Annotated in this window: 26 protein-coding genes; 8 read left to right on the top strand and 18 right to left on the bottom strand. The window is 62.9% G+C overall.

Annotated elements, in window-relative coordinates; all coding sequences use genetic code 11:
• Positions 1–7: 7 nt before the first annotated feature.
• The 10 genes from DC522_RS09335 to DC522_RS09290 all read right to left on the bottom strand — a co-directional run bounded on the left by DC522_RS09335 (position 8) and on the right by DC522_RS09290 (position 9,119).
• Positions 8–1,996: a methyl-accepting chemotaxis protein gene (locus DC522_RS09335; protein WP_116528419.1), complete on the bottom strand. Its 1,989-nt coding sequence runs from the start codon at positions 1,994–1,996 to the stop codon at positions 8–10.
• Positions 1,997–2,089: 93 nt separating this feature from the next.
• Positions 2,090–2,548: a PTS IIA-like nitrogen regulatory protein PtsN gene (ptsN, locus tag DC522_RS09330; protein WP_116528418.1), complete on the bottom strand. Its 459-nt coding sequence runs from the start codon at positions 2,546–2,548 to the stop codon at positions 2,090–2,092.
• An 81-nt stretch (positions 2,549–2,629) separates the two neighbouring features.
• Positions 2,630–3,205: a ribosome hibernation-promoting factor, HPF/YfiA family gene (gene hpf, locus DC522_RS09325; RefSeq protein WP_116528450.1), complete on the bottom strand. Its 576-nt coding sequence runs from the start codon at positions 3,203–3,205 to the stop codon at positions 2,630–2,632.
• 93 nt (positions 3,206–3,298) lie between these two features.
• Complete coding sequence (gene rpoN, locus DC522_RS09320; RefSeq protein ID WP_116528417.1) at positions 3,299–4,726, bottom strand: RNA polymerase factor sigma-54; 1,428 nt, start codon at positions 4,724–4,726, stop codon at positions 3,299–3,301.
• Between the two features lie 175 nt (positions 4,727–4,901).
• Positions 4,902–5,756 carry an LPS export ABC transporter ATP-binding protein gene (gene lptB / locus DC522_RS09315; protein WP_116528416.1) on the bottom strand — a complete coding sequence of 285 codons (855 nt, stop codon included), beginning with the start codon at positions 5,754–5,756 and terminating at the stop codon, positions 4,902–4,904.
• 40 nt (positions 5,757–5,796) lie between these two features.
• On the bottom strand, positions 5,797–6,405 hold the full coding sequence (locus DC522_RS09310; RefSeq protein WP_245444063.1) for an LptA/OstA family protein: 609 nt from the start codon (positions 6,403–6,405) through the stop codon (positions 5,797–5,799).
• A complete protein-coding gene (lptC, locus tag DC522_RS09305; RefSeq protein WP_165820105.1) occupies positions 6,402–7,139 on the bottom strand; it encodes an LPS export ABC transporter periplasmic protein LptC in 738 nt (245 codons plus the stop codon). Before lptC ends, DC522_RS09310 begins: the two co-directional genes overlap by 4 nt.
• A 105-nt stretch (positions 7,140–7,244) precedes the next feature.
• On the bottom strand, positions 7,245–7,859 hold the full coding sequence (locus tag DC522_RS09300; RefSeq protein ID WP_116528414.1) for a ribonuclease D: 615 nt from the start codon (positions 7,857–7,859) through the stop codon (positions 7,245–7,247).
• A gap of 119 nt (positions 7,860–7,978) precedes the next feature.
• Positions 7,979–8,533 (bottom strand): hypothetical protein, encoded by a 555-nt coding sequence (locus DC522_RS09295; protein ID WP_133239256.1) that lies wholly within the window; start codon positions 8,531–8,533, stop codon positions 7,979–7,981.
• Positions 8,534–8,720: 187 nt separating this feature from the next.
• Positions 8,721–9,119 carry a response regulator gene (locus DC522_RS09290; RefSeq protein WP_165820104.1) on the bottom strand — a complete coding sequence of 133 codons (399 nt, stop codon included), beginning with the start codon at positions 9,117–9,119 and terminating at the stop codon, positions 8,721–8,723.
• Between the two features lie 403 nt (positions 9,120–9,522).
• On the opposite strand from DC522_RS09290, the gene DC522_RS09285 reads away from it, so the two are divergent.
• Positions 9,523–10,074, top strand: coding sequence for a sigma-70 family RNA polymerase sigma factor (locus tag DC522_RS09285; protein WP_116528448.1), 552 nt, complete (start codon positions 9,523–9,525; stop codon positions 10,072–10,074).
• Between the two features lie 117 nt (positions 10,075–10,191).
• Here DC522_RS09285 and DC522_RS09280 read toward each other — a convergent pair whose 3' ends face one another.
• The 3 genes from DC522_RS09280 to DC522_RS09270 form a co-directional block, all read right to left on the bottom strand.
• Positions 10,192–10,566, bottom strand: a complete 375-nt coding sequence (locus DC522_RS09280; RefSeq protein ID WP_116528411.1) for a hypothetical protein — start codon at positions 10,564–10,566, stop codon at positions 10,192–10,194.
• 75 nt (positions 10,567–10,641) lie between these two features.
• Positions 10,642–11,163: an Hsp20/alpha crystallin family protein gene (locus DC522_RS09275; RefSeq protein WP_116528410.1), complete on the bottom strand. Its 522-nt coding sequence runs from the start codon at positions 11,161–11,163 to the stop codon at positions 10,642–10,644.
• A 76-nt stretch (positions 11,164–11,239) separates the two neighbouring features.
• Positions 11,240–11,704: an Hsp20 family protein gene (locus DC522_RS09270; protein WP_116528409.1), complete on the bottom strand. Its 465-nt coding sequence runs from the start codon at positions 11,702–11,704 to the stop codon at positions 11,240–11,242.
• Positions 11,705–12,020: 316 nt separating this feature from the next.
• Between DC522_RS09270 and DC522_RS34720 the strand changes: the two genes are divergently transcribed.
• A complete protein-coding gene (locus DC522_RS34720) occupies positions 12,021–12,185 on the top strand; it encodes a hypothetical protein (RefSeq protein ID WP_165820103.1) in 165 nt (54 codons plus the stop codon).
• Here DC522_RS34720 and DC522_RS09260 read toward each other — a convergent pair whose 3' ends face one another.
• From DC522_RS09260 to DC522_RS09245, 4 genes are all read right to left on the bottom strand, one after another.
• Entirely contained in the window at positions 12,186–13,091 is a 906-nt protein-coding gene (locus DC522_RS09260; protein WP_116528407.1) for a YihY/virulence factor BrkB family protein, read from the bottom strand.
• Between the two features lie 252 nt (positions 13,092–13,343).
• Positions 13,344–14,099, bottom strand: coding sequence for a HugZ family protein (locus tag DC522_RS09255; protein WP_116528406.1), 756 nt, complete (start codon positions 14,097–14,099; stop codon positions 13,344–13,346).
• Positions 14,100–14,170: 71 nt separating this feature from the next.
• Positions 14,171–16,093, bottom strand: a complete 1,923-nt coding sequence (locus DC522_RS09250) for a PAS domain-containing sensor histidine kinase (RefSeq protein WP_116528405.1) — start codon at positions 16,091–16,093, stop codon at positions 14,171–14,173.
• A 60-nt stretch (positions 16,094–16,153) separates the two neighbouring features.
• Positions 16,154–16,894 carry a Crp/Fnr family transcriptional regulator gene (locus DC522_RS09245; protein WP_116528404.1) on the bottom strand — a complete coding sequence of 247 codons (741 nt, stop codon included), beginning with the start codon at positions 16,892–16,894 and terminating at the stop codon, positions 16,154–16,156.
• 138 nt (positions 16,895–17,032) lie between these two features.
• On the opposite strand from DC522_RS09245, the gene DC522_RS09240 reads away from it, so the two are divergent.
• Both DC522_RS09240 and DC522_RS09235 read left to right on the top strand, forming a co-directional pair.
• On the top strand, positions 17,033–17,419 hold the full coding sequence (locus DC522_RS09240) for a response regulator (protein WP_116528403.1): 387 nt from the start codon (positions 17,033–17,035) through the stop codon (positions 17,417–17,419).
• Positions 17,420–17,492: 73 nt separating this feature from the next.
• Positions 17,493–18,152: a Spy/CpxP family protein refolding chaperone gene (locus DC522_RS09235; RefSeq protein WP_165820102.1), complete on the top strand. Its 660-nt coding sequence runs from the start codon at positions 17,493–17,495 to the stop codon at positions 18,150–18,152.
• A 21-nt stretch (positions 18,153–18,173) separates the two neighbouring features.
• Here the strand turns inward: DC522_RS09235 and DC522_RS09230 are convergent, their stop codons facing one another.
• On the bottom strand, positions 18,174–18,476 hold the full coding sequence (locus tag DC522_RS09230) for a hypothetical protein (protein WP_116528401.1): 303 nt from the start codon (positions 18,474–18,476) through the stop codon (positions 18,174–18,176).
• A 643-nt stretch (positions 18,477–19,119) separates the two neighbouring features.
• Between DC522_RS09230 and cphA the strand changes: the two genes are divergently transcribed.
• The 4 genes from cphA to DC522_RS09210 all read left to right on the top strand — a co-directional run bounded on the left by cphA (position 19,120) and on the right by DC522_RS09210 (position 24,515).
• Entirely contained in the window at positions 19,120–21,993 is a 2,874-nt protein-coding gene (gene cphA, locus DC522_RS09225; protein WP_245444062.1) for a cyanophycin synthetase, read from the top strand.
• Between the two features lie 116 nt (positions 21,994–22,109).
• Positions 22,110–22,964: a cyanophycinase gene (locus DC522_RS09220; protein ID WP_116528400.1), complete on the top strand. Its 855-nt coding sequence runs from the start codon at positions 22,110–22,112 to the stop codon at positions 22,962–22,964.
• Between the two features lie 145 nt (positions 22,965–23,109).
• Positions 23,110–23,400 (top strand): hypothetical protein, encoded by a 291-nt coding sequence (locus tag DC522_RS09215; RefSeq protein WP_116528399.1) that lies wholly within the window; start codon positions 23,110–23,112, stop codon positions 23,398–23,400.
• Between the two features lie 308 nt (positions 23,401–23,708).
• Positions 23,709–24,515 (top strand): cytochrome c oxidase subunit II, encoded by an 807-nt coding sequence (locus DC522_RS09210; protein ID WP_116528398.1) that lies wholly within the window; start codon positions 23,709–23,711, stop codon positions 24,513–24,515.
• The last annotated feature ends 2 nt before the right edge of the window (positions 24,516–24,517 follow it).

Below are 24,517 nucleotides of genomic sequence, written 5' to 3'. Positions count from 1 at the left end.
GTCAGCGTCAGGCCGCCCTGACGCTGGCGAGGAACTGATGGATCTCACGGCCGAGGCGCTCGGCTTGGCTGTCCAGCGCAGCGGAGAGATTCGCCACGGCGCGGGCCGCATCGAGGGAGCGGACGGCCACCGTCTCGGTGGTCTCGATGGCCGAGGCTCCGGCCTGCGCTTCCGTCGACACCTGAGCGACGGAGCGGGCGATGTCGGAGACCGCCACCGTCTGCTGGCTCACGGTGCCTGCAACCGTGGAGACCACGCCTGCGAGATCGTCGACGGAAGCCTGCACGGAGCCGAGCGCCACGAGGGTCTCGCGGGAGGCGGCCTGCACCGCCTCGATCTGCCGCGCGATCTCTTCCGTCGCCTTGGATGTCTGTCCGGCCAGATCCTTCACCTCGCTCGCCACGACCGCAAAGCCCTTGCCGGCCTCGCCGGCGCGGGCCGCCTCGATGGTGGCATTGAGCGCCAGAAGGTTCGTCTGGGCCGCGATGGTGCGGATGAGGTCGGCCACCTGCCCGATATGGGAGGTCGCCTCCGCCAGAACCGTCATGCTGCTGGAGGCACCGCGCGCCTCCGCCACGGCGCGCTCGGAAGCCTGCGTCGAGGCATTCGTCTGGGCAGCCACTTCGGCCAACGACGCATCGAGCTCTTCCGCCGCGCTCGCCACGGCCGCCATGTTCTGCGACGTGCGCGACGAAGCAGTGCCGGCGACCTGTGCCTGTCGGGTGACCTGATTGGCCGACCCCTCCAGTTCTCCGGAAGCCGCCGTGAGATCGCCGGTCGCGCGGCGGACCTCACCGAGGATCTGCTCCACGGAAGCATCGAAGCTCGCAATCGCCTCGGCAATGGTCTGGGCGCGCCGCGTCTCGAAGGCAGCCTGCCCTTCCCGCTCCTGCGTCAGCCGCTCGCGCTCGCGGGCGTTGTCGCGGAAGACCAGAACCGTGCGTGCCATGGCGCCGATCTCGTCGGACGCGGCGGTCGAGGGAACCTCGACGCTCGCGTCGCCATCGGCCAAGCGCTTCATGGCCTGCTGCAGGCGAGAGAGAGGAAGGGAGATGGATCGTCCGACGAGGAAGTTGAGGGCAAGACCCAGAGCCAACGTGATGCCCATGGCCCAGAGAATCAGCGTGAAGGTGCGCTGCTGCGAAGCCGTGAGGGCCTCGGCGGTTCTCTGTGCTTCGGTGTGGACCTTGGCCAGGAGCTGGTCGAGCACGGGCACGAGCAGGTCGAACTGACCTTTCAGGCGCTCGCCCTGGCCTGCGACCTGCCGCTCCAGCTCCGCCCAGGAGCTGAAGGCCTTCTGATAAACCTCACCCGCCTGCTGAACGGATGCCTTCTCGGCGGCAACCCCCTCGGGAAGCTGCGCCAGAGCACGGGTGAAGCGACCCTGATCGACTTCGAAGGCGCCGAGCAGGCTCTCGTCCATGACGAGACGCGCGCGGGCCTCCTGCCTGAACAGGCCCAGGGTCGCGGCCCATAAACGCAAGAAGGCCGCCTCGCCGTTTCCGGCAAGCGGCCTGACCAGTTTCTCGAGGTTTTCCTCTGCGGACAGAAGGCTCCCCAGCGCCCCTTCATCCGCCTTGTAGCCGATGCCGGTATAGAGCTTGTCGAGGGCGGTGCCCTGTTCGATCAGAATCGCCGAGCGATCTTTGAGCTCCTTTACCTCCGCCTCGATCAGGGCGGCTCCCGGAGCGGAGCTCATCTCATCGAGTTGGGCGGCAAGAGCCTTGTGCTGATCGAAAAAGGCTTGTCCGTGATGGCCCTGACGGGTCGCGGTCCATTCCAGGGCCACGGCTTTCAGACCATCGGCCCGGCCGCGGAACCGATAGGCCTTCTCGGCCAGGGAAAAGTAAGTCTGCTGCGTCTCGAGAGCCGCTTCCACTTCGCTCCGGCCCATTTGAAACACAGCGCCGATCACCGCGAAGCCAACCACCATGACACCGCTCAGGGCCGCCACACGCACCCTGACAGACGGCCAATGCAAGCCAGCAAGAGACATTGTCCCGATTCTCCCCCATTGTTGGGGGCACGCTAGCGAGGCTTGCTTGCGCGAAGTTGGCGTCGCGGAACGAATGCCCGACGATCGAGGCGATCAGGCCGCCTTCGGCAGCTCGGTCATGATTGCGTAGAGCGCGGCCGCATCCTTCGTGGCGCGCACCCGCTCGATGAGACCGGGCTCGCGCAGCACCCGCGCCACCCGGGCCAAGGCCTTCAGGTGATCCGCCCCCGCCCCCTCGGGCGCCAGGAGCAGGAACAGCACGTCCACCTGCTGACCATCGAGCGCCTCGAAATCGATCGGCCTCTCGAGCCGCGCCACCAGACCGAAGATGCGGGAGAGGCCCGGCAGCTTGCCGTGAGGAATGGCTATTCCCTCGCCGATCCCGGTGGAGCCGAGGCGCTCGCGCTGGAGAAGGGCCTCGTAGATGGCGTTCTCGGACAGGCCCGTGAGTCTGGCCGCATGGGAGGCCAACTCCTGGAGTGCCTGCTTTTTGCCGCTCACGCGCAGGGCGGGCAGAACGGCCTGAGGGTCTAGAAAATCCAGCAAGGGCATCGATCACGCTGCATTAGGATGAAAAGCCTTATGGCCTCACACCGTTCCAGGCAAAAACCAGGCCAAGAGGGGTAATCCCCATCAAGGCTGAGCGGGCGGTGGATCGACCCAACCGATCGCCCCGTCGCCGCGGCGGTATACGACGTTCACGCGGCCGGTGCTAGCGTGGATGAACACGAGAGCGGCCGCTCCCGTGAGATCGAGCTGCATCACCGCGTCGCTGACGGATAAGCGATGAAGCGGCTTGGTGGTTTCCGCAATGACGACAGGGTGATAGCCCTCCTCCTCGACAGCCTCGTCGGTCGGCGATTCGAGCACCGAATAGGGGGCTTCCAGGCCGGCCTCGCGCTCATTGCCGGGATTGGCATGCTCCTTCAGCCGCTGCTTGTAGCGGCGCAGGCGCTTTTCGATGCGAATCGCAGATTGGTCGAAGCTGGAATAAGCATCCTGGGCCGCACCCGAAGCCTCGATGGTCATGCCCGAGGTCAGATGGAGCACGCAATCGGTACGAAAGCCGGTGCCGTCGCGGGCCACCGTCACATGGCCGGAATAGCCGCCATCGAAATATTTCGACATAGCGTCCGCCACACGCGCCTGAACCTGGGATCGAAGGGCCTCACCGATATCGAGATTCTTGCCCGAAACCCTCAGCGTCATGGCGATCTCCCTTTGAATGCTCCCATTTTGATGGGACTGGCTTGAAGCCATCATGACCTTAACCCAAGGCAAAGCAAGCGCCATTGCAGGATGTCATGATGTTCTCAAGCGATGGCGTCTCCGGCGCTCGGCCGAAGAGGGAATGCGCAAGGCCTCCCGGTATTTGGCGATGGTCCGGCGGGCAACATCGATCCCCTCGGCTTTCAATACTTGTGCAAGTGCCTCATCCGAGAGCACCTTGTCCGGCGCCTCGGCCTCGATCAGCTGCCGGATGCGGTGGCGGACGGCCGTGGCCGCATGCTCCCCCTCGCCTGTCGCCGCGCTGAAGAAGAATTTCATGGGATGCGTGACGCCGCCCGCACCGATGGCCTTATTGGCAACGACGCGCGAGATCGTGGATTCGTGCATCCCAATGGCCTCGGCCACGCTTTTCAGGGTCATGGGCCGTAAAGCCGCGATGCCTTCTCGAAAGAAGCCCTCCTGCTGGCGCACGATCTCGGTCGCGACCGTCAGAATGGTCTTGGCCCTCTGGTCGAGGCTGCGGGTGAGCCAGCTTGCCGTCTGGAGGCAATCGGAGAGAAAGCTCTTGTCCTCGGTCTTGCGCACCGCCTTCGCCACTTCCGCATAATAGGTGCGGTTGAGCAGGACGCGCGGCAGGGTGTCGGGGTTGAGCTCCACGATGAAGCTCCCGTCGGCGGCCGGGCGCACGAGCACATCGGGCACGAGCACGTCGATGGGTGCGGCCGTGAAGGCAAGGCCGGGCTTCGGCTCCAGGCGCCGAATCTCGGCGAGCATGTCGATGAGATCATCGCGATCGACGCCACAGAGTTTCTGGAGCGTCGCGAAATCCTGGCGGGCGACGAGGTCCAGACGCGAGAGCAGGATCTGCATGGCCGGATCGAGCCGGTTCCGCTCCCGCAGCTGGATCTCGAGGCATTCTCTCAGGTTTCGCGCCCCGATTCCCGAGGGCTCGAAGGTCTGGATCAGCTTCAGGGCAGCTTCAGCCTGCTGCAGAGATATCCCGAGCCGATCGGCCACATCCTGAAGACCCTCGGCGAGGTAGCCTGCCTCGTTCAGGTTATGGATCAGGTGACGGCCGATCTCGCGCAAGGTGGAATCAGCGGATGCAAGATCGAGCTGTGCCTCGAGGTAATCCGTCAGGCTCTGCGCACCGGCGAGCGTTGCCTCGAGCTCGGGCTTCAGCTCGGAATGAGCGGAAGCCTGAGCTTGAGACGAAGCTCCGGCAACGGCTTCTCCCCGCGCCGGCGGCGGGCCGGGGGCCATTCGTCCACCGGACTCGGCAAATCTCTGCCTGGCGCGCAGGAAATCGGCAAGGCTCGGAAGCGGCGCATCCCCATGCGCCTCCGCTTCCTGCAGGAGCGGATTGCGCTCGAGCTCCGCCTCCACATAAGCGGCAAGCTCCGCATGGGAGAGCTGCAGCAGCTTGATGGATTGAACGAGCTGGGGAGTCATCGTCAGGGACTGGCCCTGGCGCAGCTCAAGCCGTTGCATCGAACTCATCACGCACCCAGCAAACCTCAAGGCACGCTTCTTGCATGCCTGATTCTTTTACTGCGATGTCCGCCGTGACGTCAAAAGGCAGATCGTCCTAAACCATCTGCCTTTCGTTTGATGCTCTTTTTATTGTCACGCATCGTTGAAAGCGGAAAACCGGGTCCACTTTTCCGCACGATGCCTAAAGGCGGAAATCTTCACCGAGATAGAGACGGCGCACATCCTCGTTGGCAACGATCTCGTCCGGCGCGCCTTCGGTGAGCACGCGTCCAGAATGGATGATATAGGCCCGGTCGATCAGGCCCAGCGTCTCGCGCACGTTGTGGTCGGTGATGAGCACGCCGAGGCCGCGGCGGGTGAGGTGCCGCACGAGGTTCTGAATATCGCCCACCGCGATGGGGTCGATGCCTGCGAAAGGCTCGTCGAGGAGCATGAAGGTGGGTTCGCCCGCAAGCGCGCGGGCGATCTCGCAGCGACGACGCTCACCGCCCGAAAGCGCGATGGAGGGTGCCTTGCGCAGGCGCGTGATGTTGAACTCGTCCAGCAATGCGTCGAGCTTGCGCTCTCGCTCCTTGCGGCTCGGCTCCACGATCTCGAGCACGGCGCGGATGTTGTCCTCCACGCTCAGGCCGCGGAAAATCGAGGCTTCCTGCGGCAGGTAGCCGATGCCGAGGCGCGCGCGGCGATACATGGGCAGGCCGGTCACGTCGTGGCCGTCGAGACTGATGATGCCGCGATCCGCCGAGACCAGGCCCGTGATCATGTAGAAGATCGTGGTCTTGCCCGCGCCGTTGGGACCGAGAAGGCCCACCGCTTCGCCGGCGCGCACATTCAGGCCCGCATCCTGCACCACCGTGCGGCCACGATAGCTCTTCTGCAGGCCTTTCACGGCGAGGACGCCAGGGCCGCCGAAGACGCCCGCATCCTCCACGCGGCCGAACAGATGCGGCGCAGGCCCCGCCGGATGGCGGCCTAAGGTCGTCGTGTCCGCCGGGGCGGATTGGGGGCGGTTGAAAAGAGACTTCACGGAATCCATCGCCGAAAAGGAAAGGAGGAGGCCGGATCAGCCCATGAACTTACGGTTTGGGCTTGGCATTGCCCGCGCCTGTCGGGGCCGGTCCGCCATTACCGGGCACGAACAGTGCCCTTACACGACCACCGGGCTTGGTGTCGATGCTCGCCACGCCTGTATTGATGTCATAGACCACGCGCTCGCCCCGGGTCACGTTGGGGCCGTCGCTCAGAGCGGCGTTGCCGGTGAGCAGGATCTTGTTGGCCCCCCGGTCGAAGGTGGCATTGTCGCCAGTGGCCACCTGCGTCTTGGAGACGATCGTGACCGGGCCCTTGCACTCGATCTTCTTGATCGCGCTCTCGCTCGGCCCCTGGGCTGTCGCCGCGGCGGGCTGCGCGCCGCCTTCACGGTTCTGCTGCTCGTAGAACACGGTCATGGCCGTGCACTTCATGGTGCTCTCGCCCTGGACGGCCACCACATCGCCGGAAAAGACCGCGCGCCCTTCCCTGTCGAACACGTCGAGCTTGTTGGCGTCGATCTTGATCGGCTCCTTGCTGGACCCGAAATTGCCGAAGCCGACCGCCCGCTCCTTCGAGGCCTGGGCCCAGGCAGCAGATGTCGCTGCGGGAAGGAGAAGCGCGAGAGCGAGCGCGTGACGTGCGAGACTCATCATGGACGAACACTTGTCGGTTGGGCCGCATTGGCGGCATCAGGAGAAGGAACGGGAGCGGACGGGTCAGAATCGGTCGAGGGCAAGAAGGTGGTGCGCACACGTCCCTTGAAGCTCATGACCCTGCCGTTGTCGATGACCCTGAGGCCTTGAGCGTCGATCTGACCATTGCCGCCGAGGATCACGGTGACAGGCTCGCTGGACGTCACCAGGCCGGCCTTGAAGTCCACGAAGGCGGAGCGCATCTGGACCTCCTGGCCCGCATCGGTCCTGACACGGACGTTCTGCTTCAGGTTCATCTGCTCCTTCTGGGTATCCAGCACGCCGACCTTGGCCTCAAGCCTGGCGGCGCTTCCCTTGTCGTCGGTGACGACGCGGGCTCTCAAGTCCTTCAGCTCCACGAAATTGGGCTTGCGCACATCCTGCGTAGCGGCGCTGGCCGTCACCTCATAAGGCCGGTTGTCGTTCTTGAACCCTGTGAGCTTCGGGGCTTCCATGGTCACGTTCGTGCCGTTGACCCCGATGGAGCCGAAGCTCAGGTTCTCGATCTTCTTGAAGGGGTCGAAATAGGCGAAGAAGCCCACGACCGCCATCGACAGGACGGAGCCCAAAGGGATTGCGACCTTGGCGAAGCGTACCCAGCGGGAATGGCGCCGGGCCTTCTTGAAGGCGCGCGTGCGCGCAGCCGGCTTTGATGCCGGGCCACCCTGTATCGTGGTGCCCTGAAGTCCCGCCACGTCTGATCCAATCCCTTCCGTCCCACTGCGGTCTGGCGCCATGCCTATCGGTGATGGCGATGTTATGACGGATATGGGTTTTATGCGGGAAAGTTTAAGCCTGCGTCAACTATGCGCAAAAATGTCCGTCTCGGGCCAGCCGAGAAGGTCGAGCTGCGCCCGGGTCGGCAGGAACGAAAAGCATTGATGGGCAATGCCGAGGCGGTTTTCCCGCTCCAGCCTCTGGTCCAGCTTTTCCTTCAAGGCATGCAGGTACAGAACGTCCGAGGCCGCATAATCGAGCTGGGCCGGGGTCAGCGTCTCCGCACCCCAGTCGGAGGATTGCTGCTGCTTGGAAATCTCCACCCCGATGAATTCCCGCACGAGGTCCTTGAGGCCGTGCCGGTCCGTATAGGTGCGCACCAGCCGTGAGGCCACCTTGGTGCAGTAGACGGGTCTCGGCATCACGGCGAAGGCATGGAAGAGCACGGCGAGGTCGAAGCGGGCATAGTGAAAGATCTTGAGCACGCTCTCGTCGGCGAGCACGCGGATCAGGTTCTCCGGCAGCGGGCCGTCCTTCAGGATCTGCACCACATCGGCCGTGCCGTCGCCCTTCGAGATCTGCACCACGCAGAGCCGGTCCCGATGCGGATTGAGGCCCAGAGTTTCGGTATCGATCGCAATCGCGGAGCCGGGCAGATAATCCGCGGGCAGGTCGCCGCGATGAAAGCGTGCTGTCATGGAAAGCTAGCCACCTGAATAAGACATCGATCTTGGCTTAACCCGTCTCGGAACGGGCTTCAACGATCAAAAAAAGCCCCGCCGGGGAGCGGGGCTTTGCAGATGATGGATGGTGCGCCTCAGTAGCAGACCTGAACCCTCCGCCAGACATAACGACCGTAGCGGTTGACCACGCGCCTGCGCTCGATCACGCACGTGGGCGCGTAATAGGATGGATAATAGGCCGGCCCGTATCCATAGTAGTAGGGGCTCGCCAAGGTGCCGAGGGTCAGGCCTCCGATGAGACCGGCCACGACAGCACCGCCGCCGTCATAATAGCGGTCACGGTAATAACGGCGGTAGGGATAGTAGGGATACCGGCTATAATAGCGGTAGCGAGGGCCATAATAGGCAGCGCGACGGTAGCCGTAGTAACGGGGACTGTAGTAGGCAGCGCGACGGTAGCCGTAGCGGGGCCCGTAATAGGCGGTGCGACGATAGCCGCCGTAGGAACGGGGGGAGAAAGAACCTCGGGGATAATACCGCGCTCCCCGATACTCCATACCATAAACTCCGGTGCGCCCTGTCAGGACCGGGCGGGGAATCGACTGTGCCGAAGCAGTGCTCAGCTCGGCCGCCGCGGCACCACCGAAGAAGAGCACCGCAGCCATGAGGGTTTTGAACGATGCACGCATGGCATCCTCCAGGATACGCCACATAGGATAACGGTAGATCGTATTCCGATGTTCCGCTTTTACCCCATCATGGGACCAAGACGCCATTCGACGAAAGCCCCCCAGCCTGCCGATGGGCTCATGCGGCGCAGCGCTCCGTCTCAAGGGAGGAGGTAGCGCCATACAGCTTCGGGAGCTGTCATATCCTTCAGGGATCTCTCGGCTGTCCACCAAAGCGATCTTCGGATCCCAACACCGTCGGGCAACGCGGGCCGGCCACGAGTTCCTCGAGAGTCGCCGTCAGGGTTTCGCGGCTGATCGGTTTCTCGAGCCACGGCACATTCTGCAGCTCGGGAGGACAATCTTTCTTCGGCGGCAACCCCGAATAGATCGCGAAGGGGATGCCCCGGCTCTTCAGTTCACGGGCGATCTCCAGCGACGTGCCATCCTTGATCATGACATCAAGCAGAGCAATGTCAGGCGTATCGCTTTCAAGCCAGCGCAGGGCCTGCGCGTTACTCACGAAGGGGCCTTCCACCGCAAACCCTGCCTCTTCAAGGGAGGCCTCGAGCGACATCCCGATCAGAGCTTGGTCTTCGACAATCATGCAGCGCGTTTGAGGCATCAAATCCGCTTTCGTGTCACCTTGCTTTGAGCGAGAGGCCCGAGGGAATGGAAGAGGTTTATCCAAGAAAAAGCGAATCGTCCCGTCTATTCGCAGAGTGAAATGTGCCTCAAGGCTGCCCGCATCTCATTCACTCATGTAAATCTGGGCTTTATGGAAGAATTTAAGATTTTGATGACCTATGATCCCGTAGCGTCAGGCATGCCTTACGAAGCACTGACGAAATTTTTTGACTATTGCTATTCGGGTCTTGTCGGGCCGCATCCTTGGACACAAATTCCTAACCCGTAATTCCGCTGGGAAATCGGTCCAGCTTCACATAGGTTAATGCACCAGCCAGCCAGGAGACGTCTGTTCTTGAGTCCAGAATTCGGAAGGGATGCAAATGGCGGCTGAAACACCCCTGAAGGAGCAGATGCTGGCCGCCATCCCTCATCTGCGCGCCTTCGCCATCTCTCTCTGTGGCAATGTAGATCGCGCCGACGACCTGGTGCAGGGCGCTCTTCTGAAGGGCCTGAGCAACCTCGATAAGTTTCAGCCCGGCACGAGCATGCAGGCCTGGCTCTTCACCATCCTGCGCAACGACTTTCTCACCCAGGCTCGCCGCAGGAAGCGCGAGGTCGAGGATCCCGAAGGTGCCTGGGCCGAGCGCGTGGCCGTGCTGCCCGAGCAGGGATCGCGGCTCGATTTCGATGACATGCTGAAGGCGCTCAGCCAGCTTCCTCTCGACCAGCGCGAGGCGCTTCTGCTCGTGACCGCAGAGGGTCTGACCTATGAGGATGCCGCGCGGATCTGCGGCACCAATATCGGCACCATCAAGAGCCGCATCAATCGTGCGCGCCGTCGCCTGGCCGAGCTCATGAATTTCGACGCTCACGACGATCTCGGCCCCGACCGTCTCGTCAAGGCCGCCCTCTTCATGCACACATCGGCTTAAGGTGAAACGCTAGAGCATCGTGCGGAACCGAAGGTCCGCTCAAAACGATGCGCTCCTCTCAAGGCTGAGCATCGGATCGATCCCAAAAGTGCAAGTCCACTTTTCACGTCCGATGCTCTAGCCCCGACAAAGCGGCCTGCGCGCCCGGATCGAGGCGACAGCAGCACGATACTCGGCCGCCGCCTGAGGATCGATCCGCCGAAGAGCAGCAGTTACGGCATCGATCTGCGACTTCGGCTTCAACTCAGGCAGGCCCCCGTTCGCAACCTGCTCAAGCAGGATCTCGTCCCTTGCCCATGAAATCAGGATCGTGCGCTTCTCGTGCCTCGACAGCAAAGGATGCGAGACGACTTCAGCAGGATGCCGGAATGCGCTTCTCGGATCGGCCAAGGCATCCGCAAGCGACGGAACAGGAAGGCAGGATGCGTTGGCCGGCAGGGGATGCATGGTGTGCTGGATATAATCGACATCATGAGCCATCGTCCGATTCATCGGAGCTCCTTCTCCCGTGAACAGAAGTGGGCGCCCGGTTCTCCGGGCGCCCTGCCATGTGACGTGGTTCGAGGTTTAGTGCTTGGTGGTCTCCGCGCTGTTGACGGAGATGCGCCTCACGTTCGGCTTGGCTTCAGCCGATTTGGGCATCGTGACGGTGAGCACGCCATTCTTGAAGGAGGCGTCGATCTTGTCCTCCTCCACATCCCAGGCGAGCGGGATGCGGCGCTCGAAGCGACCGTAATAGCGCTCGCTGAAGGCGCGGTCCTTGTCCTCGATCTCGGACTTCTTCTCGCCGCGGATGGTCAGGACGCCGTCGCCCATCAGCACCTCGACATCCTTGTCCTCCATGCCCGGCAGCTCGGCCGAGACGCGCACATCCTTGTCGGTTTCGATGACTTCCACATGCGGCCACCCGCCCATGCGGCCCGTGCCGCCGAACGATCTGAATGGGGCGACTTCGAAATTGCGGAAGACATCGTCAAAGAGCCGGTTCATCTCACGATGAAGGGTCATGAAGGGATCGCCCTCCTCGCGGAAGCGGCTCGGGGTCGTCTGGTTTTCACGGCCCCAGGGGATCAAATCGCGCATGTTCATGGCTCAATCCTCCTTATCTGCACAGACGATGATGCGGCGCCGGTTCCCAACCGGCACCGGTTCCATCATTCATGCCTTAAGCGGCCTTGTTGTGTTCGATCTGCTGCGGCTGGGACTTAGCCGTCGTGATCTCGATCCGGCGCGGTTTCAGGGCCTCGGGCACCTCGCGCTTCAGGTCGATCGTCAGCAGGCCGTTCTCGAGGCTCGCACCAATGACCTTCACGTGGTCGGCAAGGTTGAAGGTCTGCTTGAAGGCGCGGGTCGCGATGCCGCGATGCAGATATTGCTTGCCCTCCTCCGAGCCCTTCTTCTGGCCCGAAACGAGAAGCTGGTTCTCTTTCTGCGTGATCTCGATCTCATCGGTCGAGAAGCCGGCAATCGCCATGGTGACGACGTACTGGTCCTCGCCCGCCTTCTCGATGTTGTAGGGCGGCCAGTTCGCCATGGAATCGATCTGCGAGGACTGATCGAGCAGATCGAACAACCGGTCGAAGCCGACCGTCGAGCGATAGAGGGGAGAAAAGTCGAAAGCCGATCTCATAGCTACATCCTCCATATGAGCAACGTAACCATAAGGACACCGGACACCCGCCGGCGCCCGTACGGCCAATCCTGAAAAGGCCTTGGCAATCATGATGTTGGGTATGCTCTCTTGGATTTTCAAGAGGGTGCGGCAGACGTTTTTTCGATCGCGCGATTGCCCTCGAAACAGGCTGGCCACACGGCTCCTGCGCCGCTAGAGCATCGTGCGGAACCGCAGGTCCGCGTCAGCGAAAAGTGGATCCGGTTTTCCGCTCTCAACGATGCCCTACTCCAGAAAGGAAGCATCATGGGCGTCGATGAAGGAAGGACAGTTCATGCTGCGCGCAATCTCCCTCGCCGTTTTGACGACCCTCTCCGCCCTATCCTCAGCGACGCAGCCATCGGATGAAATCGTCCTCGCCCAACAGCAGCAACAGCCGCCGCAGCAGAGCCCGAAGCGCGATTGCGAGAGAAATCGGGATGAGGGCGTGAGCGCCTGATCAGAGCTGAGGCTCGGAAGCAGGTTCCGCCGCAAGTGCCGGCAATGCCTGCTCGTCTTGGATCTGCCTGCGCCGGCGCAGAGCGGCGTTGAGTTCGGCGCCAAAGATGAAGATCGCGGAGGAGATCTGCAGGAAGATCAGCGCCGTGAGAATTCCGGCGAGCCCCGCATAGGTGGACTTGATGTGGGCGACATTGGCCAGGAATTCGCCATAGAGCGTCGCGCCCGCAAGCCAGAGGACCAGCGTCGCCACGACGCCGGGAAGAACGTCCCTCAAGTTCGGGCGTGTGTCCGGCAACCAGAGATGCGTGGCCGTCAGCCCAACGACGAGCACGATGGACGCCAGCGCATAGCGCACGAGATCGTAGGTGAGGCGCACCGATTTCAGGTCCGTCATGTACGACACCGTGGTGCGCCAGATCGAGGGCCACAGCACCACGAGAACGGACGCCGCCACCAGCGCGCCTGCGCCCATCGCCACGAAGCCGACGCCGATGAGCCGCGCCTGCCACCAAGGCCTTGAGCGCGCAACGCCGTAGGCGCGGCAGAGCGCAATGCGCAGGCTCTCGACGCCATTCGTCGCGACGAGCAGCGTGACCACGACGGAGATCGTCAACACGTTGCGCTTCGGGATGAGAACCTTGCCGGCCTCGCTCGCCAGCGGACCCGCGACGCCCTCGGGCCAGAAATCGAAGAGCAGGTGAACGATGTGCGTGGAAATGCGCCCTGCGCCGAGAAAGGCCGCCAAGGCCGCCACGCAGATGAGGAATGGGAAGAGTGCGATGACGAGGGAGAGGGCCACATGGCTTGCCATGGCCAAGCCATCGTTGCGCGCAAAGCTCACCCCGGCATCGGCAATGGCCGCGAGGATGGAGCGAAGACGGGCAGGAAGGACGGCAAAGGTCATCGAGGCGAACGGTGAGATGGATCGGCAGATCGGGCCGGAGGTTTCGCGCGACCCTGATCCTTGATGCTATCCGAGCTTGTCCCTGGCAAGGCCTAAGATGCCTCAGGGCAACTCCTGAAAGGTTGTCATTGATCTTAAGCCTCGTCCTTCGAGACGCAGCCGTGGCTGCTCCTCAGGATGAGGCTTCGAGACGCGAGCAAGCTCGCTCCTCAGGGTGAGGCTCGGGAGAGCCTCCTGATCCAAGCCAAACTCTCAGCCGCTTTGAGCCCGCGCTTCCTGGGCGAGTTGCACGAGCCTGGGACGCAGCTCCTCAGGGCCTTTCAGTGGGGTCGGGAAGGTGAGCCGCAGCAGCTCGTCGCCCAGTGCCAGCTGGAGGCCTTCCGGATCGATGCCGATCAGCCGCCACGCCCCCTCCCTCGCCCCGCACAGCCTCGTCGCGTAGAGCGCCACCGCCTCGGCATGGTCCTCGTTCATGTGCTCGACGGCTCCAGCCTCCAGCTCGGCAAAACCGGGGAAGGCGGAAAAGTCGGTGAGCAGATCCTCAGCAGCCATGCGGTAGGCGCGGCCGAAGCCGCCGTTGAGGCTGCCCGAGGTGACGTTCAGGCGCCAGAAGGCGAAATCGGGAAAGTCGACATAGAGAGCAGCCTTGGGATGCTGCAGCAGGTAGCGGCGGCGCACCTGTTGCGCCTTGTCCGAGCCGGGCTCGAGCTGCTCGGCTTCAGCGAGCAGGGTGAGGCGGGGATGAGCAAGGGGATCGCCCTTGCCGATGGCGGAGAGCAGCAGCGAGCAGCGCGGATCGGCGACGAGCAGGCGGGTATGGATCGAGAGCCGGGAGGTGAGGATCACCGGCGAGCCGTCGAGATCCGTTCCCACCGCCACGAGGCTGGCGAAGGGCATGCCGTTCCCGGCCCCGTTCGTCGCCAGCGCCCCCGAGCGGGCGGTGCGCATCAGCCGCTTGGCGAGATGCCGCGCCTCGCCATCCACCGGTAAAGTCGGGTCTTTCTCCATCGCGCTCGCATTCCCTCATCATGGAAGCCGTCATCTTACACACCTCGCGCTCAGGCGCGAATGCGGAGAGGCTACTGGACGTGATTGCGGCGCTCCCGGTCGAGAATGAAGAGGTGGTCGTCCAATGGGAGTGTGATGGTGCAGTGAAGACCGTGTGGCGTGAAATCCAGCTCCGCCTCGCTGCCAAGCTCATAGCCCAGGGTGCGCTCGATCAGCTCGGTGCCGAACCCGCGCCGCCGCGACTTGTCACTCGAGAGCCGCACCCTCGTCTCAATCCACTGAAAGACGAGCCGCGGCTCGTCTCCCGACCGGTCGATGGTCCAGGTCACCGCGATGCGCCCCTCCGGGATCGAAAGCGCGCCATATTTCACCGCATTCGTCGCCAGCTCGTGGATCGCGAGCGCAAACGTCTCGGCGGGCTTGGGCTGAAGACGCATTGCGGGGCCGGAGATGCTCTTCACCTGCTCGCCTTCATGGGCGGTGACTGCGCGCAGTTCGTCAGCCACGAGTATTTCGAGATCAACGCCCGCCAAAGGATTGCGCGTGACGGCCGCCTGCACGCGGGCGAAGGCATCGATGCGCCCTTCGAGATGCATGGCGTAGTCCTCTGGCGTCGCGCTGGTGGCTGCCGTTCGGCGGGCAATGGAGCGGATCACGCCGAGCGTGTTTCTCACGCGATGCTGCAACTCCGCCAGCAGCAGCTTGGCGTGGCGCTCGCTGGCCCTCAGCGTTTGCTCATAGGCCTGACGCTCCGTGGTGTCCTGACCGATCTTGAGAAAGCCCTGGAGGCTGCCGTCCGGCCGCCTCAGGGCCGCCACGCTGCCTTCAATGAAGACCTGTCTGCCGTCCTTGCGCAGATGCCAGCGCACGTCCTGAGCAAAGCCCTTGGTGCGAGCCGTCTCGATTTCCCTTTCGGGCTCGCCTGCTTCACGATCCTGCTCCGTGAACAGGATGCTTCCGGGCTGGCCGATGATCTCCTCCGCGCTCCACCCGAAAACGAAAGCAGCCCCGGCAAACCAGTCGGTGATCCGGTCCTGCGGGTCGGTGATGAGGATGGCGTAGTTGCGCGCGCTCTCGACGATCAGGCGGAACCGCTCCTCGCTCTCGCGCAGCGCCGCCTCGGCGCGCTTGCGGTCGGTGATGTTCATGCCCACGCCGACGAGCCGCTGCGGCGTTCCGTCTGGACTATTGATGAGAGTGCCGTGCTCTTCGAGCCAGATCGGCTCTCCGGAATCCGGGTTGATGACGCGCGTCACCTCGTGGAATTCCGCCTCGCCTCGCATGGCACGCAGCGTCGCTTCTCTCTGTCGATCCCTCTCCTCGGGGGCGATGAGTTCAGCGATGCGCGTCATCAGGTCGGGCGATTGCTGATCGGTCGCGAATCCAGTGACCTCATCGACGTTTTCGGAGAAGGTCACCTTGCCGGTCGCAACGTCGATCTCCCAGAGATAAAATCCGGCGGATTGCATCGCCAGCCGCATCCGCTCCTCGCTTGCGCGCAAGGCGACCTCGGCACGCACCTTGCGAGTCGTCTCGACCACCGTATCGATCATGCCGAGGACCGATCCGTCGGCGGCGCGAACGGGACTGTAGGAGAAGGTGAAGTAGGCCTGCTCCGGCTTGCCCGAGCGGTTGATGACGAGCGGGTAATCCTCGATGGACGTCGATTGGCCGGCAAGCGCGCGCTCGGCGATGGGTCCGATCTCGTGCCAGGCCTCGCTCCAGATCTCCGCAAAGGAGCGGCCGAGCGCCTCGGGCTTGTCTCCTAGGATGGGGCGGAAGGCATCGTTGTAGATGGTAACGAGATCCGGTCCCCAGATCAGAGCGGCTGGAAAGCCGGAATCCAGCACGAGGGCTGCCGCTGATTTCAGCTCCGCAGGCCAGGTGTCGATGGGCCCGAGCGGCGTCGCAGCCCAGTCGTGCGCGCGCATGCGTTTAGCCATCTCGCCGTTGCCGGGCGGCCAAGAGGTTCTGTCAGCGGCAACCTGCTGCATACGCTCACCTCACCCGATCGGCACGACGACGCTTCAGCACGATCAGGTCTTCGCTCCTCATCATTCATTGGCATCCATCTCATGCCCATCGCGGTTGAGGTGCAGGTAGTTGTCGTTGAACAAGGCAACTTCCTGCAGAGCCTCAAGGTCCGGAATGGTGAGGGCCTTTCCCTTCAGGACGATGAGATTCGAGGCCCGTAGTTCCTGGAGCGTGCGGTTCACATGAACCGTCGAGAGGCCGAGCGTCTCGCCAAGATCCGCCTGTGTCACGGGGATTTCGCAGCTGTGGTCCCTGGTGAGCCCGACCATGCGCAGGCGGATAAAAAGCTCGCAGAACAGATGGGCCATGCGCTCCGTCGCCTCGCGCTGGCTGTTGTTGACGATCCATTCCCGGGAGATCGCATTCTCCACCAGCGAATCCCACCAGAAGGCGCGGCTGAGGCGCGGATAGGTGTCGGTCAGCTCGATGATCGTATCCTTCGGAATTTCCGCCAGAGAGACAGGCGTGATCGCGCCGATGGAATGATCCATCTCCTTCAGGATGAACATGCGCATATCGCAGATGTCACCGGGGATGCTATAGCCCATGATCTGCCGCCGCCCGTCCTCCAGCACCTTGTAGCGGCAGGCCCATCCCTCCAGGATCAGGTTGATCTGGGATGGTCGGTCCCCTTCGTAGACGATGTCCTCACGCGGATTGAGCTGACGCACTTTCTGCGCAGCCGTTCGCTCAAGGGACGTCTTTTCTTCGCTGGAGAGCTTCGTAAAATGCTCCAGCTTGCGGATCAGGTGGATGGCCATCTCCGGGGAGCCCTCTCAGGAGCCGCAGCATAAAGAGCCGGGAACGGTGCACGCCTAACGTATGTTATTCGAAGAGGCCGGCCGAGGGGCCCTTCAGGGATAGCTAAGGCTCCCACGAATCCGGACAAGGAGGAGGCCATGGGGAACTCTTCTGCGGGAAAAGCGCTCGCGCGGTGCCGGGTTCTCGTTGTCGAGGACGAGTATTTCATCGCCGACGACATGGCGAGAGCTTTGCAGAAAATCGGAGCCGAGGTGGTCGGCCCCATACCGAAGAAGGACAGAGCTCTGGCGCTGCTCTCTTCGGGCGAACAGATCGACGCCGCTGTCCTCGACATCAATCTGCGTGGCGAGGAAGTTTTTGCTGTCGCGGATGCGCTGACCGAGCGCGGCATTCCGTTCGTCTTCGCCACCGGCTACGATGCATCCTCGATTCCGCCGAGCTATAAGGGCATCCCACGGTGGGAGAAGCCCTTCAGTCCGGATGCGCTGGCGCGGGCTCTCCCCGGCATTGTGGGAAACGCCTGAGGCTGGCTTGAAACGGAAAAATGCCTTTGCCGGTTTTCCAATCCAGCGGACCTCAGGCACCAAGGAGGGCGCCATGAAAATCTCTGCATTCGCTGCCGCTCTGATGGCTTTCTCGGCTCCAGCGCTGGCCCAGACGTCCGGCGACCATGCCCAGCATCACCCGGAAGGGGCCGTGACGCAGCAGGCTCAACCAGGATCTCAGATGCCCATGGGCCAGATGATGCAGACCATGCCCCAGGCCCGCATGGACATGATGCACAGCCGCATGATGGGGGGATCCGACAGAGGTGGCATGATGGGCCGCTTCTCGGCCGAGGACATGAGCGCTTTCGCCGACGCGCACATTGCGGCTCTCCGGGCCGGGCTGAGGCTGTCCGCCGAACAGGAGAAGCTGTGGCCTCCCGTCGAAGAGACATTGAGAAGTCTCGCCCGCCTTCACATGGCCCACATGCAGGTCATGCGCCAGAACAGGGGCATGATGAGAATGGACCCCGTCGGCACCCTGCGTGCCATGGCGGACCATATGGGCCAGGGGTCCGAGGCCATGCGAAAGCTCGCCGACGCAGCCGCTCCGCTCTACGCGACACTCGATGAGGCTCAGAAGCGGCGGCTCCATGTCCTCATCCGCTCCATGCCGAGGGCCATGATGGGCCGCGGAATGATGGATCCTGGCCGCCGTGCCATGATGCGCGACTGGGACGATGACGACGATGATGATCAGGACAATCGCTGAAGCACAGCAGCTGTCATTTCATCAGCGTCTGATCAACCGATTGTAAACCGGCACGAACAGTACCACCGTGATCCAGGCAGCGGCCAAGCTGCCGATCACGCCCTCGGCAAAGCTGCGCGGGAGATTGTCCGGCTGAGATGCGAAGATCTCGATCCAGCCATGAGCGAGCCCGGCCGTGGGCCACACCAGCGTCGCCAGATAGCAGAGAATGAACAGCCCTATGAGAGCACTGGAGAGCGCCCAACCGGCTGCCATCAGGCTCATCGGCGAGACCCGGTGTGTCTCAGTTGCAGGAACGGTGTTCTGAAGAGTTGAAGCAGACATGGTCGCCTCCTCAAAGGCAACGACTTCACATCTGTAATTATAAGCCTAAGCCCCTGAAAGAGAACCTGAAATACTGTGTTTCGGAAGCCTGAGGGATGGTCTCGAGATCAAATCGAGGCGGCTGCCTGACCTTGCCGCGACGGGAGGGCGCATCGTTCATTGATCGATCCTCATCGGAGTTCGTCTCATGTGCGGATGCAGCACCCCTCATTCTCAAGCCGCCACGACCGTTGAGCGTAACCCGACTGCCATGGCTCTCAAGGGTGGAGCACATGACCTGCGGCTATCGACGCCCTCGTCGCCAAGGCCGGCTACACCCTGAGCGCAGCCTAAACCTCTACAGGCGGCCTCACGCCGCCTGTCATTCTCATGGCAAACCAAGCATCGTCCGCCGATTGTCTCGGGGACGCGCAAGACGAGCGCAAGATCAAGCCGTCGGCACCCCGAAATTACTTATGTTAATCGCAGACGAAATAACATCTGAAAATCTTCGTTCCATCTGGGAACAAGGGGCTCTGCTCACGGATTGAGCAGTCCCAAGGTTCATTTTGAACGCTCTTAGTCACCAAGAATCCGAAATCACAGCAAAGACGTGTTGCGTGCGGGCGCAGCCGTCTGCCGCGTTCCCATGAGGAGTTCAAGCGTGGGTGAAGATTTGCAGGCGCAGGCCGGATCTGCGGACATCGTATCTCAGCAGATTGATCGAGAACAATCCGATAAAGCCCAAACATCCGGTGAGGTCGCAAAGCCCATGCGCGTCATCGAGAAGGGCGTCTATCGCGGACCTCACCTTTACAGCCTGACGCCCATGATCCGGATCAAGCTCGATCTCGGCTCGCTGGAGGAGTGGCCCTCCGACCGCCTTCCCCATTTCACCGAACGGCTCCTCGCCCTGCTGCCGGGGTTGCACCAGCATGGCTGCTGCTTCCACGAGCCTGGCGGCTTCGTGAGGCGTCTCGAGGAAGGAACCTGGCTTGGCCATGTGGCCGAGCACGTCGCCATCGAGCTTCAGTCGCTCATGGGCCTTCGCGCGACGCGCGGCAAGACGCGCTCCGTGCGTGGTGAGCCCGGTGTCTACAACGTCATGTACGTCTACGAAGAAGAGGAGACGGGCCTTCTCGCCGGACGCCTCGCGCTCCAGCTCGTGGACTCGCTTCTCCCGGCCGAGATGCAGGGCGTTCAAGGGCTCGACCGCATCTACAAGGACGAGGAGGAACCTGCACTCCAGGCCGCTTTCGATCTGCAGGCCGCGCTCGCTGCGCTCAAATATGTGCATCGCCGCAAGGCGCTTGGGCCGACGACGCTCTCCCTCGTGCAGGAGGCCGAGCGTCGCGGCATCCCGGTCATGCGCCTTGACGATCAAAGCCTTGTGCAGCTCGGGACCGGCCGTTATCAGAAGCGTATCCGCGCCAGCATCACGAGCTTCACCTCCTCCATCGCCACCGACGCAGCGGGCGACAAGGACCTGACGAAGGCGCTCCTCGCCGATTCAGGCCTTCCCGTTCCGAAAGGCGAGGTCGTGCGCAGCGCAGAGGAGGCCGTGCATGCGGCAGAGTGGATCGGCTACCCGGTCGTGGTGAAGCCCCTCGACGGCAATCACGGACGTGGCGTGAGCATCGATCTGTCGACGCCGGAGGAGGTCACGCAAGCCTTTGCGGAGGCCGCGCGCCATTCCCGCCGCATGATCGTCGAGAGCTGCTTCAAGGGACGCGACTATCGCATCCTCGTGGTGAACGGCGAAGTCGTCGCCGTGGCCGAGCGTGTGCCCGCGCATGTGGTGGGCGACGGGCGGCACAGCATTGCCGCGCTCGTGGAGGAGGTCAACCGCGATCCGCGTCGCGGCGAGGGCCATGAGAACGCCATGACCCGCATCACCCTCAACGATCATGTGCTCGCCTTTCTGGCGAAAGCAGGCCTGACGCCTGAGAGCATCCCCGAAGCCGGCCAGGTCGTCTGTCTCTGCGATACCGCCAATCTCTCGACGGGTGGAACGGCCCTCGACCGCACGGACGACATTCATCCCGACAACGTCTTGATCGCGCGCCGCGCCGCGCAGGCCGTGGGTCTCGACGTTGCCGGCATCGATTTCATCGCTCCCGATATCGCACGTTCGGTGCACGAGACCGGTGGCGGGATCATCGAGGTCAATGCCGCACCAGGCTTCCGCATGCACCTGCAGCCCTCCGAAGGACGGCCGCGCAACGTGGCTCGGCCGGTGATCGACATGCTCTTCCCGCGCGGCACGCCCACACGCATCCCGATCCTCGCAGTCACGGGCACCAATGGCAAATCCACGACCTGCCGCATGGTGGGTCATATCCTGCGGGCTCATGGGCTGAATGTGGGCCTCACCTCGACGACCGGCATCTACGTGAACAATGACCGGGTGATGGAGACGGATGCCTCCGGGCCGTGGAGCGCCCGCGTGGTGCTGCGCGATCCGACCGTGGACGTGGCGGTTCTGGAAACCGCCCGTGGCGGCATCCTGCGTGAGGGCCTCGGCTTCTCGGAATGCGATGTCGGTCTCGTCACCAACATCCAGTCGGATCACCTGGGGCTCAAGGGCGTCGACACCGCCGAGGACCTCGCCTGGGTCAAGTCCGTTGTGGTCGAGGCCGTGCGCCGGAACGGCACGAGCATCCTCAACGCCGACGATCCGCTCACCGTCGGCATGAGCCGTCGCGCCGGCGGGAGGATCGGCTATTTCTCGCTGCGTGGCGGTGCCGACATGCCCGACTTCCTGCGAGAGCACATCGAGGATGGCGGCTTTGCCGTCGTGCGCGAGCCTGGACGCTCCCTCGGCGGCGAGATCGTGATCCACGACGATGGTGACAGCATCCACGTGATGCGAGCGGCCGAAATTCCGGCCACCCTCGATGGCCTGGCGGAATTCAACGTGCAGAATGCCATGGGAGCCGTGGCCATGGCCTATGCGCAGGGCGTGCCGGTCAATGTCATTCGCATGGCTTTGTCCACCTACACCAGCTCATTCGCGCACAGTCCTGGCCGCCTCAACGTGTTCGATGGGCACGGCTTCCGGGTGATCCTCGACTATGCGCACAACCCGGCGGGCCTCCAGGCCCTCGGCGATCTCATCCTCAAGCTGCGCCCGCACCATCAACGCGTGATCGGCATGATCAACATTCCCGGCGACCGCCGCGACGACGACATGCGGGTCATGGGCGCGCTGGCGACGCGCTACTTCGACGAGATCATCTTCCGCGAGGATCCTGCCCGGCGTGGCCGCCAGCCCGGCGAGATCGTCACTCTGCTCGCCGAAGGCGCACTGGCCGTCGGATTCCCCGAGGAGCGGATCAAACGGATTCTCGAAGAGGACGAGGCTGCGGATCTCTGCTTGCGCATGGCGCAGCCGGGCGACCTCGTGGTGCTCACCCCGACGGATGTCGAGGCCATGTGGCAGCAGGTTCTCAACTTCCAGCCTCAACCCGCCACCCGCTTCGATGTGGAGATCGAAAGGATGGTGGATCAGGTGGAGCCTTGGCGAAAGAGCGCCTGATCCCCACAGATCCCATGTGCGGCCATGCTGTGCCCTCAAGCTGGGCGGAGCGTGGCCTGCGCTCCATTTATCCCCTCACGCGAAAACCTTTTGGGACGAGAAGAGCATCGGGAACCATGGCGGAACGCAGGAAGCGAGGGTCGAAGGGGCCGCTCATCATCATCGGCGGCGGCGAGGACAAGGAAGGCGATTGCACCATCCTCCGCGAGGTGGTCAAGCACCTCGACGGCGGCAGGCTCGTCATCGCCACTGTCGCCTCCCATGAGCCCGAAGGCTACTTCGAATCTTACGAGCGCGCATTCGCTGATCTCGGCGTCACCGATATCGTCGAGCTCTACGTGAAGGATCGTGCCGAGACCCTCGACCCGAAAAAGCTCGGCCTGCTCGACGACGCCGCTGGCGTGTTCTTCTCCGGCGGCGACCAATTGCGGATTTCGAGCCAGATCGGCGACACGCCCATCGAGCAGCGGGTGCGGGAAATCCATGAACGCGGCGGGCTGCTTGCAGGCACGTCGGCCGGTGCCTCCATGATGAGTGAAACGATGCTGGTGAAGGGCACCAGCGGCGAATCCTACAAGATCGGCGATCTGCACATGGCACCAGGCCTAGGGCTTGTCCGCAACATGATCATCGACCAGCATTTTGCGGAGAGGGGGCGCTTCGGACGTCTCTTCGGAGCGGTTGCCCACAACCCGCGCGAACTCGGGATCGGCATCGACGAGGACACGGCTCTCGTGTTCCAGGATGACCGCTTCGAAGTGATCGGCAGCGGCTGCGTCTATGTGGTGGACGGCGCAGGCGTGACGCATTCCAACATCGCCGAGGCGGAACCGGAGCGCGCGCTCTCGATGTTCGACGTGCGTTTGCATGTGCTGAGTGCAGGCGACACCTTCGACGTCGCCAAACGCCGCCCCACCGAGGTGCCGGACGTCACGAAAAGTCACGCCATCGAGACGCAGACGATGGGATGACCACCATCGGAGGACCTGCCTCCCGAAGGCCATCACGGGTCAGATGCCTTGTGCGGTGGCGTACGGCGTTCCGATCGGCTGCTCCAGGGAACAGCAGCCGATCGGGTTTGTTTCTCATCTCTCAAAGCAAATATCGGGAAGCCGTATGAAAGCCTTTCTTGCGTCTGTCATGCTTGCAGCCTTGTCGACGGGCGCCATGGCGCAATCGGCAGCCACAACCCTGACCATGACCTGTCAGCAAGCCAGACAGATCGTCGCGTCACAGGGTGCAGTGGTGCTGCGCACCGGCCCCACGACCTATGACCGTTATGTTCGCGACCCCAGTTTCTGCGGGCGTTCCATGACTGTCCAGCCGGCATGGATCAGGGCCGCCGACACAGCGCAATGCCCTGTTGGAGGTATCTGCCGCTCGATCGAGATCGACAACGGGCAGTAAGCTCTCCGGACCCTCATCAGGGAGACGAATCCGTCACCAGCAGACATGATGGGCTTTGCTACGCTCAGGCTCTCGTTGACCAACTCAGCCGTTGGGTATAACTTTGAGCGACCTTAGCAGGAAGTCTTCATTGTCCCTTCATTGTCTTGGAGACGTGAAGGTTTTTCCTGGGAAGCGCAGTGTTGTGCGAGTCGTCGCGTTGTGTCGACTAAAGCGATTTTCGGCTTTTTCTTCTGAGATTGCTTTGGCTGACAAGTTATCGCCTTCAATTTCATGCCGGCAGCCTCTTAAGGCAAGGGTGAACGGGGATGGCTGTAGCGCTCATACTGGTTCTGATCACCGTCGGCTCGGTGGTTTTCCATCTTGTGAGCCCCTGGTGGTGGACGCCCATTGCCTCGAACTGGGGCTACATCGATTCCACGATCGTCATCACCTTCTGGATCACAGGCGCGGTCTTCGTCGCGGTCGTTTTCTTCATGGCCTATTGCGTCTACCGCTTCCGGCATCAGCCGGGCCGGCAGGCTCATTATGAACCGGAAAGCAAACGCCTGGAGCTTTGGCTGACGGTCATCACAGGCATCGGCGTCGCGGCCATGCTGACGCCGGGCCTGTTCGTCTGGCGGCAGTTCATCACCGTTCCCGAGGACGCCACCGACATCGAGATCCTTGGCCAGCAATGGCAATGGGCCTTCAGGCTGCCGGGCCCGGACGGCAAGCTCGGCGTGACCGACACGCGCCTCGTCAGCCCCGACAATCCATTAGGCATCAGCCGCGATGATCCGAAGGGGCAGGACGACGTGATCATCGAGGGCGGCGAGCTGCGTCTGCCCGTGGACAAGCCCGTCAAGGCACTGCTGCGCTCCGTCGACGTCATCCATAATTTCTACGTGCCGGAAATGCGGGCCAAGATGGATCTGGTGCCGGGCCAGGTCTCCTATATCTGGTTCACGCCGACCCGGACCGGAACCTTCGAGATCCTGTGCGCGGAACTCTGCGGCGTCGGTCATCCGCAGATGCGGGGAACGGTCGTCGTCCAGGAGCAGAAAGACTACCAGACATGGCTCGAGGGTCAGGCGTCGCGGAGTTTCGCGCGTCTGGCACCTGCAGCCCAATAAAC

The organism is Microvirga sp. KLBC 81 (assembly GCF_003075415.1).
In the GTDB taxonomy this organism is placed as follows: domain Bacteria; phylum Pseudomonadota; class Alphaproteobacteria; order Rhizobiales; family Beijerinckiaceae; genus Microvirga.
The sequence above is the reverse complement of the archived record's forward strand: the minus strand, read 5'-3'. Positions and strand labels throughout refer to the sequence as shown.

Bases quoted from the DNA above. Each gene is read 5' to 3' on its own strand.
- ptsN (WP_116528418.1), bottom strand. From the start codon at position 2,548: ATGCCCTTGCTGGATTTTCTAGACCCTCAGGCCGTTCTGCCCGCCCTG.
- DC522_RS09210 (WP_116528398.1), top strand. From the start codon at position 23,709: ATGGCTGTAGCGCTCATACTGGTTCTGATCACCGTCGGCTCGGTGGTT.
- DC522_RS09220 (WP_116528400.1), top strand. From the start codon at position 22,110: ATGGCGGAACGCAGGAAGCGAGGGTCGAAGGGGCCGCTCATCATCATC.
- DC522_RS09245 (WP_116528404.1), bottom strand. From the start codon at position 16,894: ATGGCCATCCACCTGATCCGCAAGCTGGAGCATTTTACGAAGCTCTCC.
- DC522_RS09270 (WP_116528409.1), bottom strand. From the start codon at position 11,704: ATGAGATCGGCTTTCGACTTTTCTCCCCTCTATCGCTCGACGGTCGGC.
- DC522_RS09310 (WP_245444063.1), bottom strand. From the start codon at position 6,405: ATGATGAGTCTCGCACGTCACGCGCTCGCTCTCGCGCTTCTCCTTCCC.
- hpf (WP_116528450.1), bottom strand. From the start codon at position 3,205: ATGACGCTGAGGGTTTCGGGCAAGAATCTCGATATCGGTGAGGCCCTT.
- DC522_RS09240 (WP_116528403.1), top strand. From the start codon at position 17,033: ATGGGGAACTCTTCTGCGGGAAAAGCGCTCGCGCGGTGCCGGGTTCTC.
- DC522_RS09295 (WP_133239256.1), bottom strand. From the start codon at position 8,533: ATGCGTGCATCGTTCAAAACCCTCATGGCTGCGGTGCTCTTCTTCGGT.
- rpoN (WP_116528417.1), bottom strand. From the start codon at position 4,726: ATGAGTTCGATGCAACGGCTTGAGCTGCGCCAGGGCCAGTCCCTGACG.
- DC522_RS09275 (WP_116528410.1), bottom strand. From the start codon at position 11,163: ATGAACATGCGCGATTTGATCCCCTGGGGCCGTGAAAACCAGACGACC.
- DC522_RS09255 (WP_116528406.1), bottom strand. From the start codon at position 14,099: ATGGAGAAAGACCCGACTTTACCGGTGGATGGCGAGGCGCGGCATCTC.
- DC522_RS09300 (WP_116528414.1), bottom strand. From the start codon at position 7,859: ATGACAGCACGCTTTCATCGCGGCGACCTGCCCGCGGATTATCTGCCC.
- DC522_RS09230 (WP_116528401.1), bottom strand. From the start codon at position 18,476: ATGTCTGCTTCAACTCTTCAGAACACCGTTCCTGCAACTGAGACACAC.
- DC522_RS09335 (WP_116528419.1), bottom strand. From the start codon at position 1,996: ATGTCTCTTGCTGGCTTGCATTGGCCGTCTGTCAGGGTGCGTGTGGCG.
- DC522_RS09250 (WP_116528405.1), bottom strand. From the start codon at position 16,093: ATGCAGCAGGTTGCCGCTGACAGAACCTCTTGGCCGCCCGGCAACGGC.
- DC522_RS34720 (WP_165820103.1), top strand. From the start codon at position 12,021: ATGCTGCGCGCAATCTCCCTCGCCGTTTTGACGACCCTCTCCGCCCTA.
- DC522_RS09235 (WP_165820102.1), top strand. From the start codon at position 17,493: ATGAAAATCTCTGCATTCGCTGCCGCTCTGATGGCTTTCTCGGCTCCA.
- DC522_RS09285 (WP_116528448.1), top strand. From the start codon at position 9,523: ATGGCGGCTGAAACACCCCTGAAGGAGCAGATGCTGGCCGCCATCCCT.
- DC522_RS09215 (WP_116528399.1), top strand. From the start codon at position 23,110: ATGAAAGCCTTTCTTGCGTCTGTCATGCTTGCAGCCTTGTCGACGGGC.
- DC522_RS09280 (WP_116528411.1), bottom strand. From the start codon at position 10,566: ATGAATCGGACGATGGCTCATGATGTCGATTATATCCAGCACACCATG.
- lptB (WP_116528416.1), bottom strand. From the start codon at position 5,756: ATGGATTCCGTGAAGTCTCTTTTCAACCGCCCCCAATCCGCCCCGGCG.
- DC522_RS09290 (WP_165820104.1), bottom strand. From the start codon at position 9,119: ATGATTGTCGAAGACCAAGCTCTGATCGGGATGTCGCTCGAGGCCTCC.
- DC522_RS09260 (WP_116528407.1), bottom strand. From the start codon at position 13,091: ATGACCTTTGCCGTCCTTCCTGCCCGTCTTCGCTCCATCCTCGCGGCC.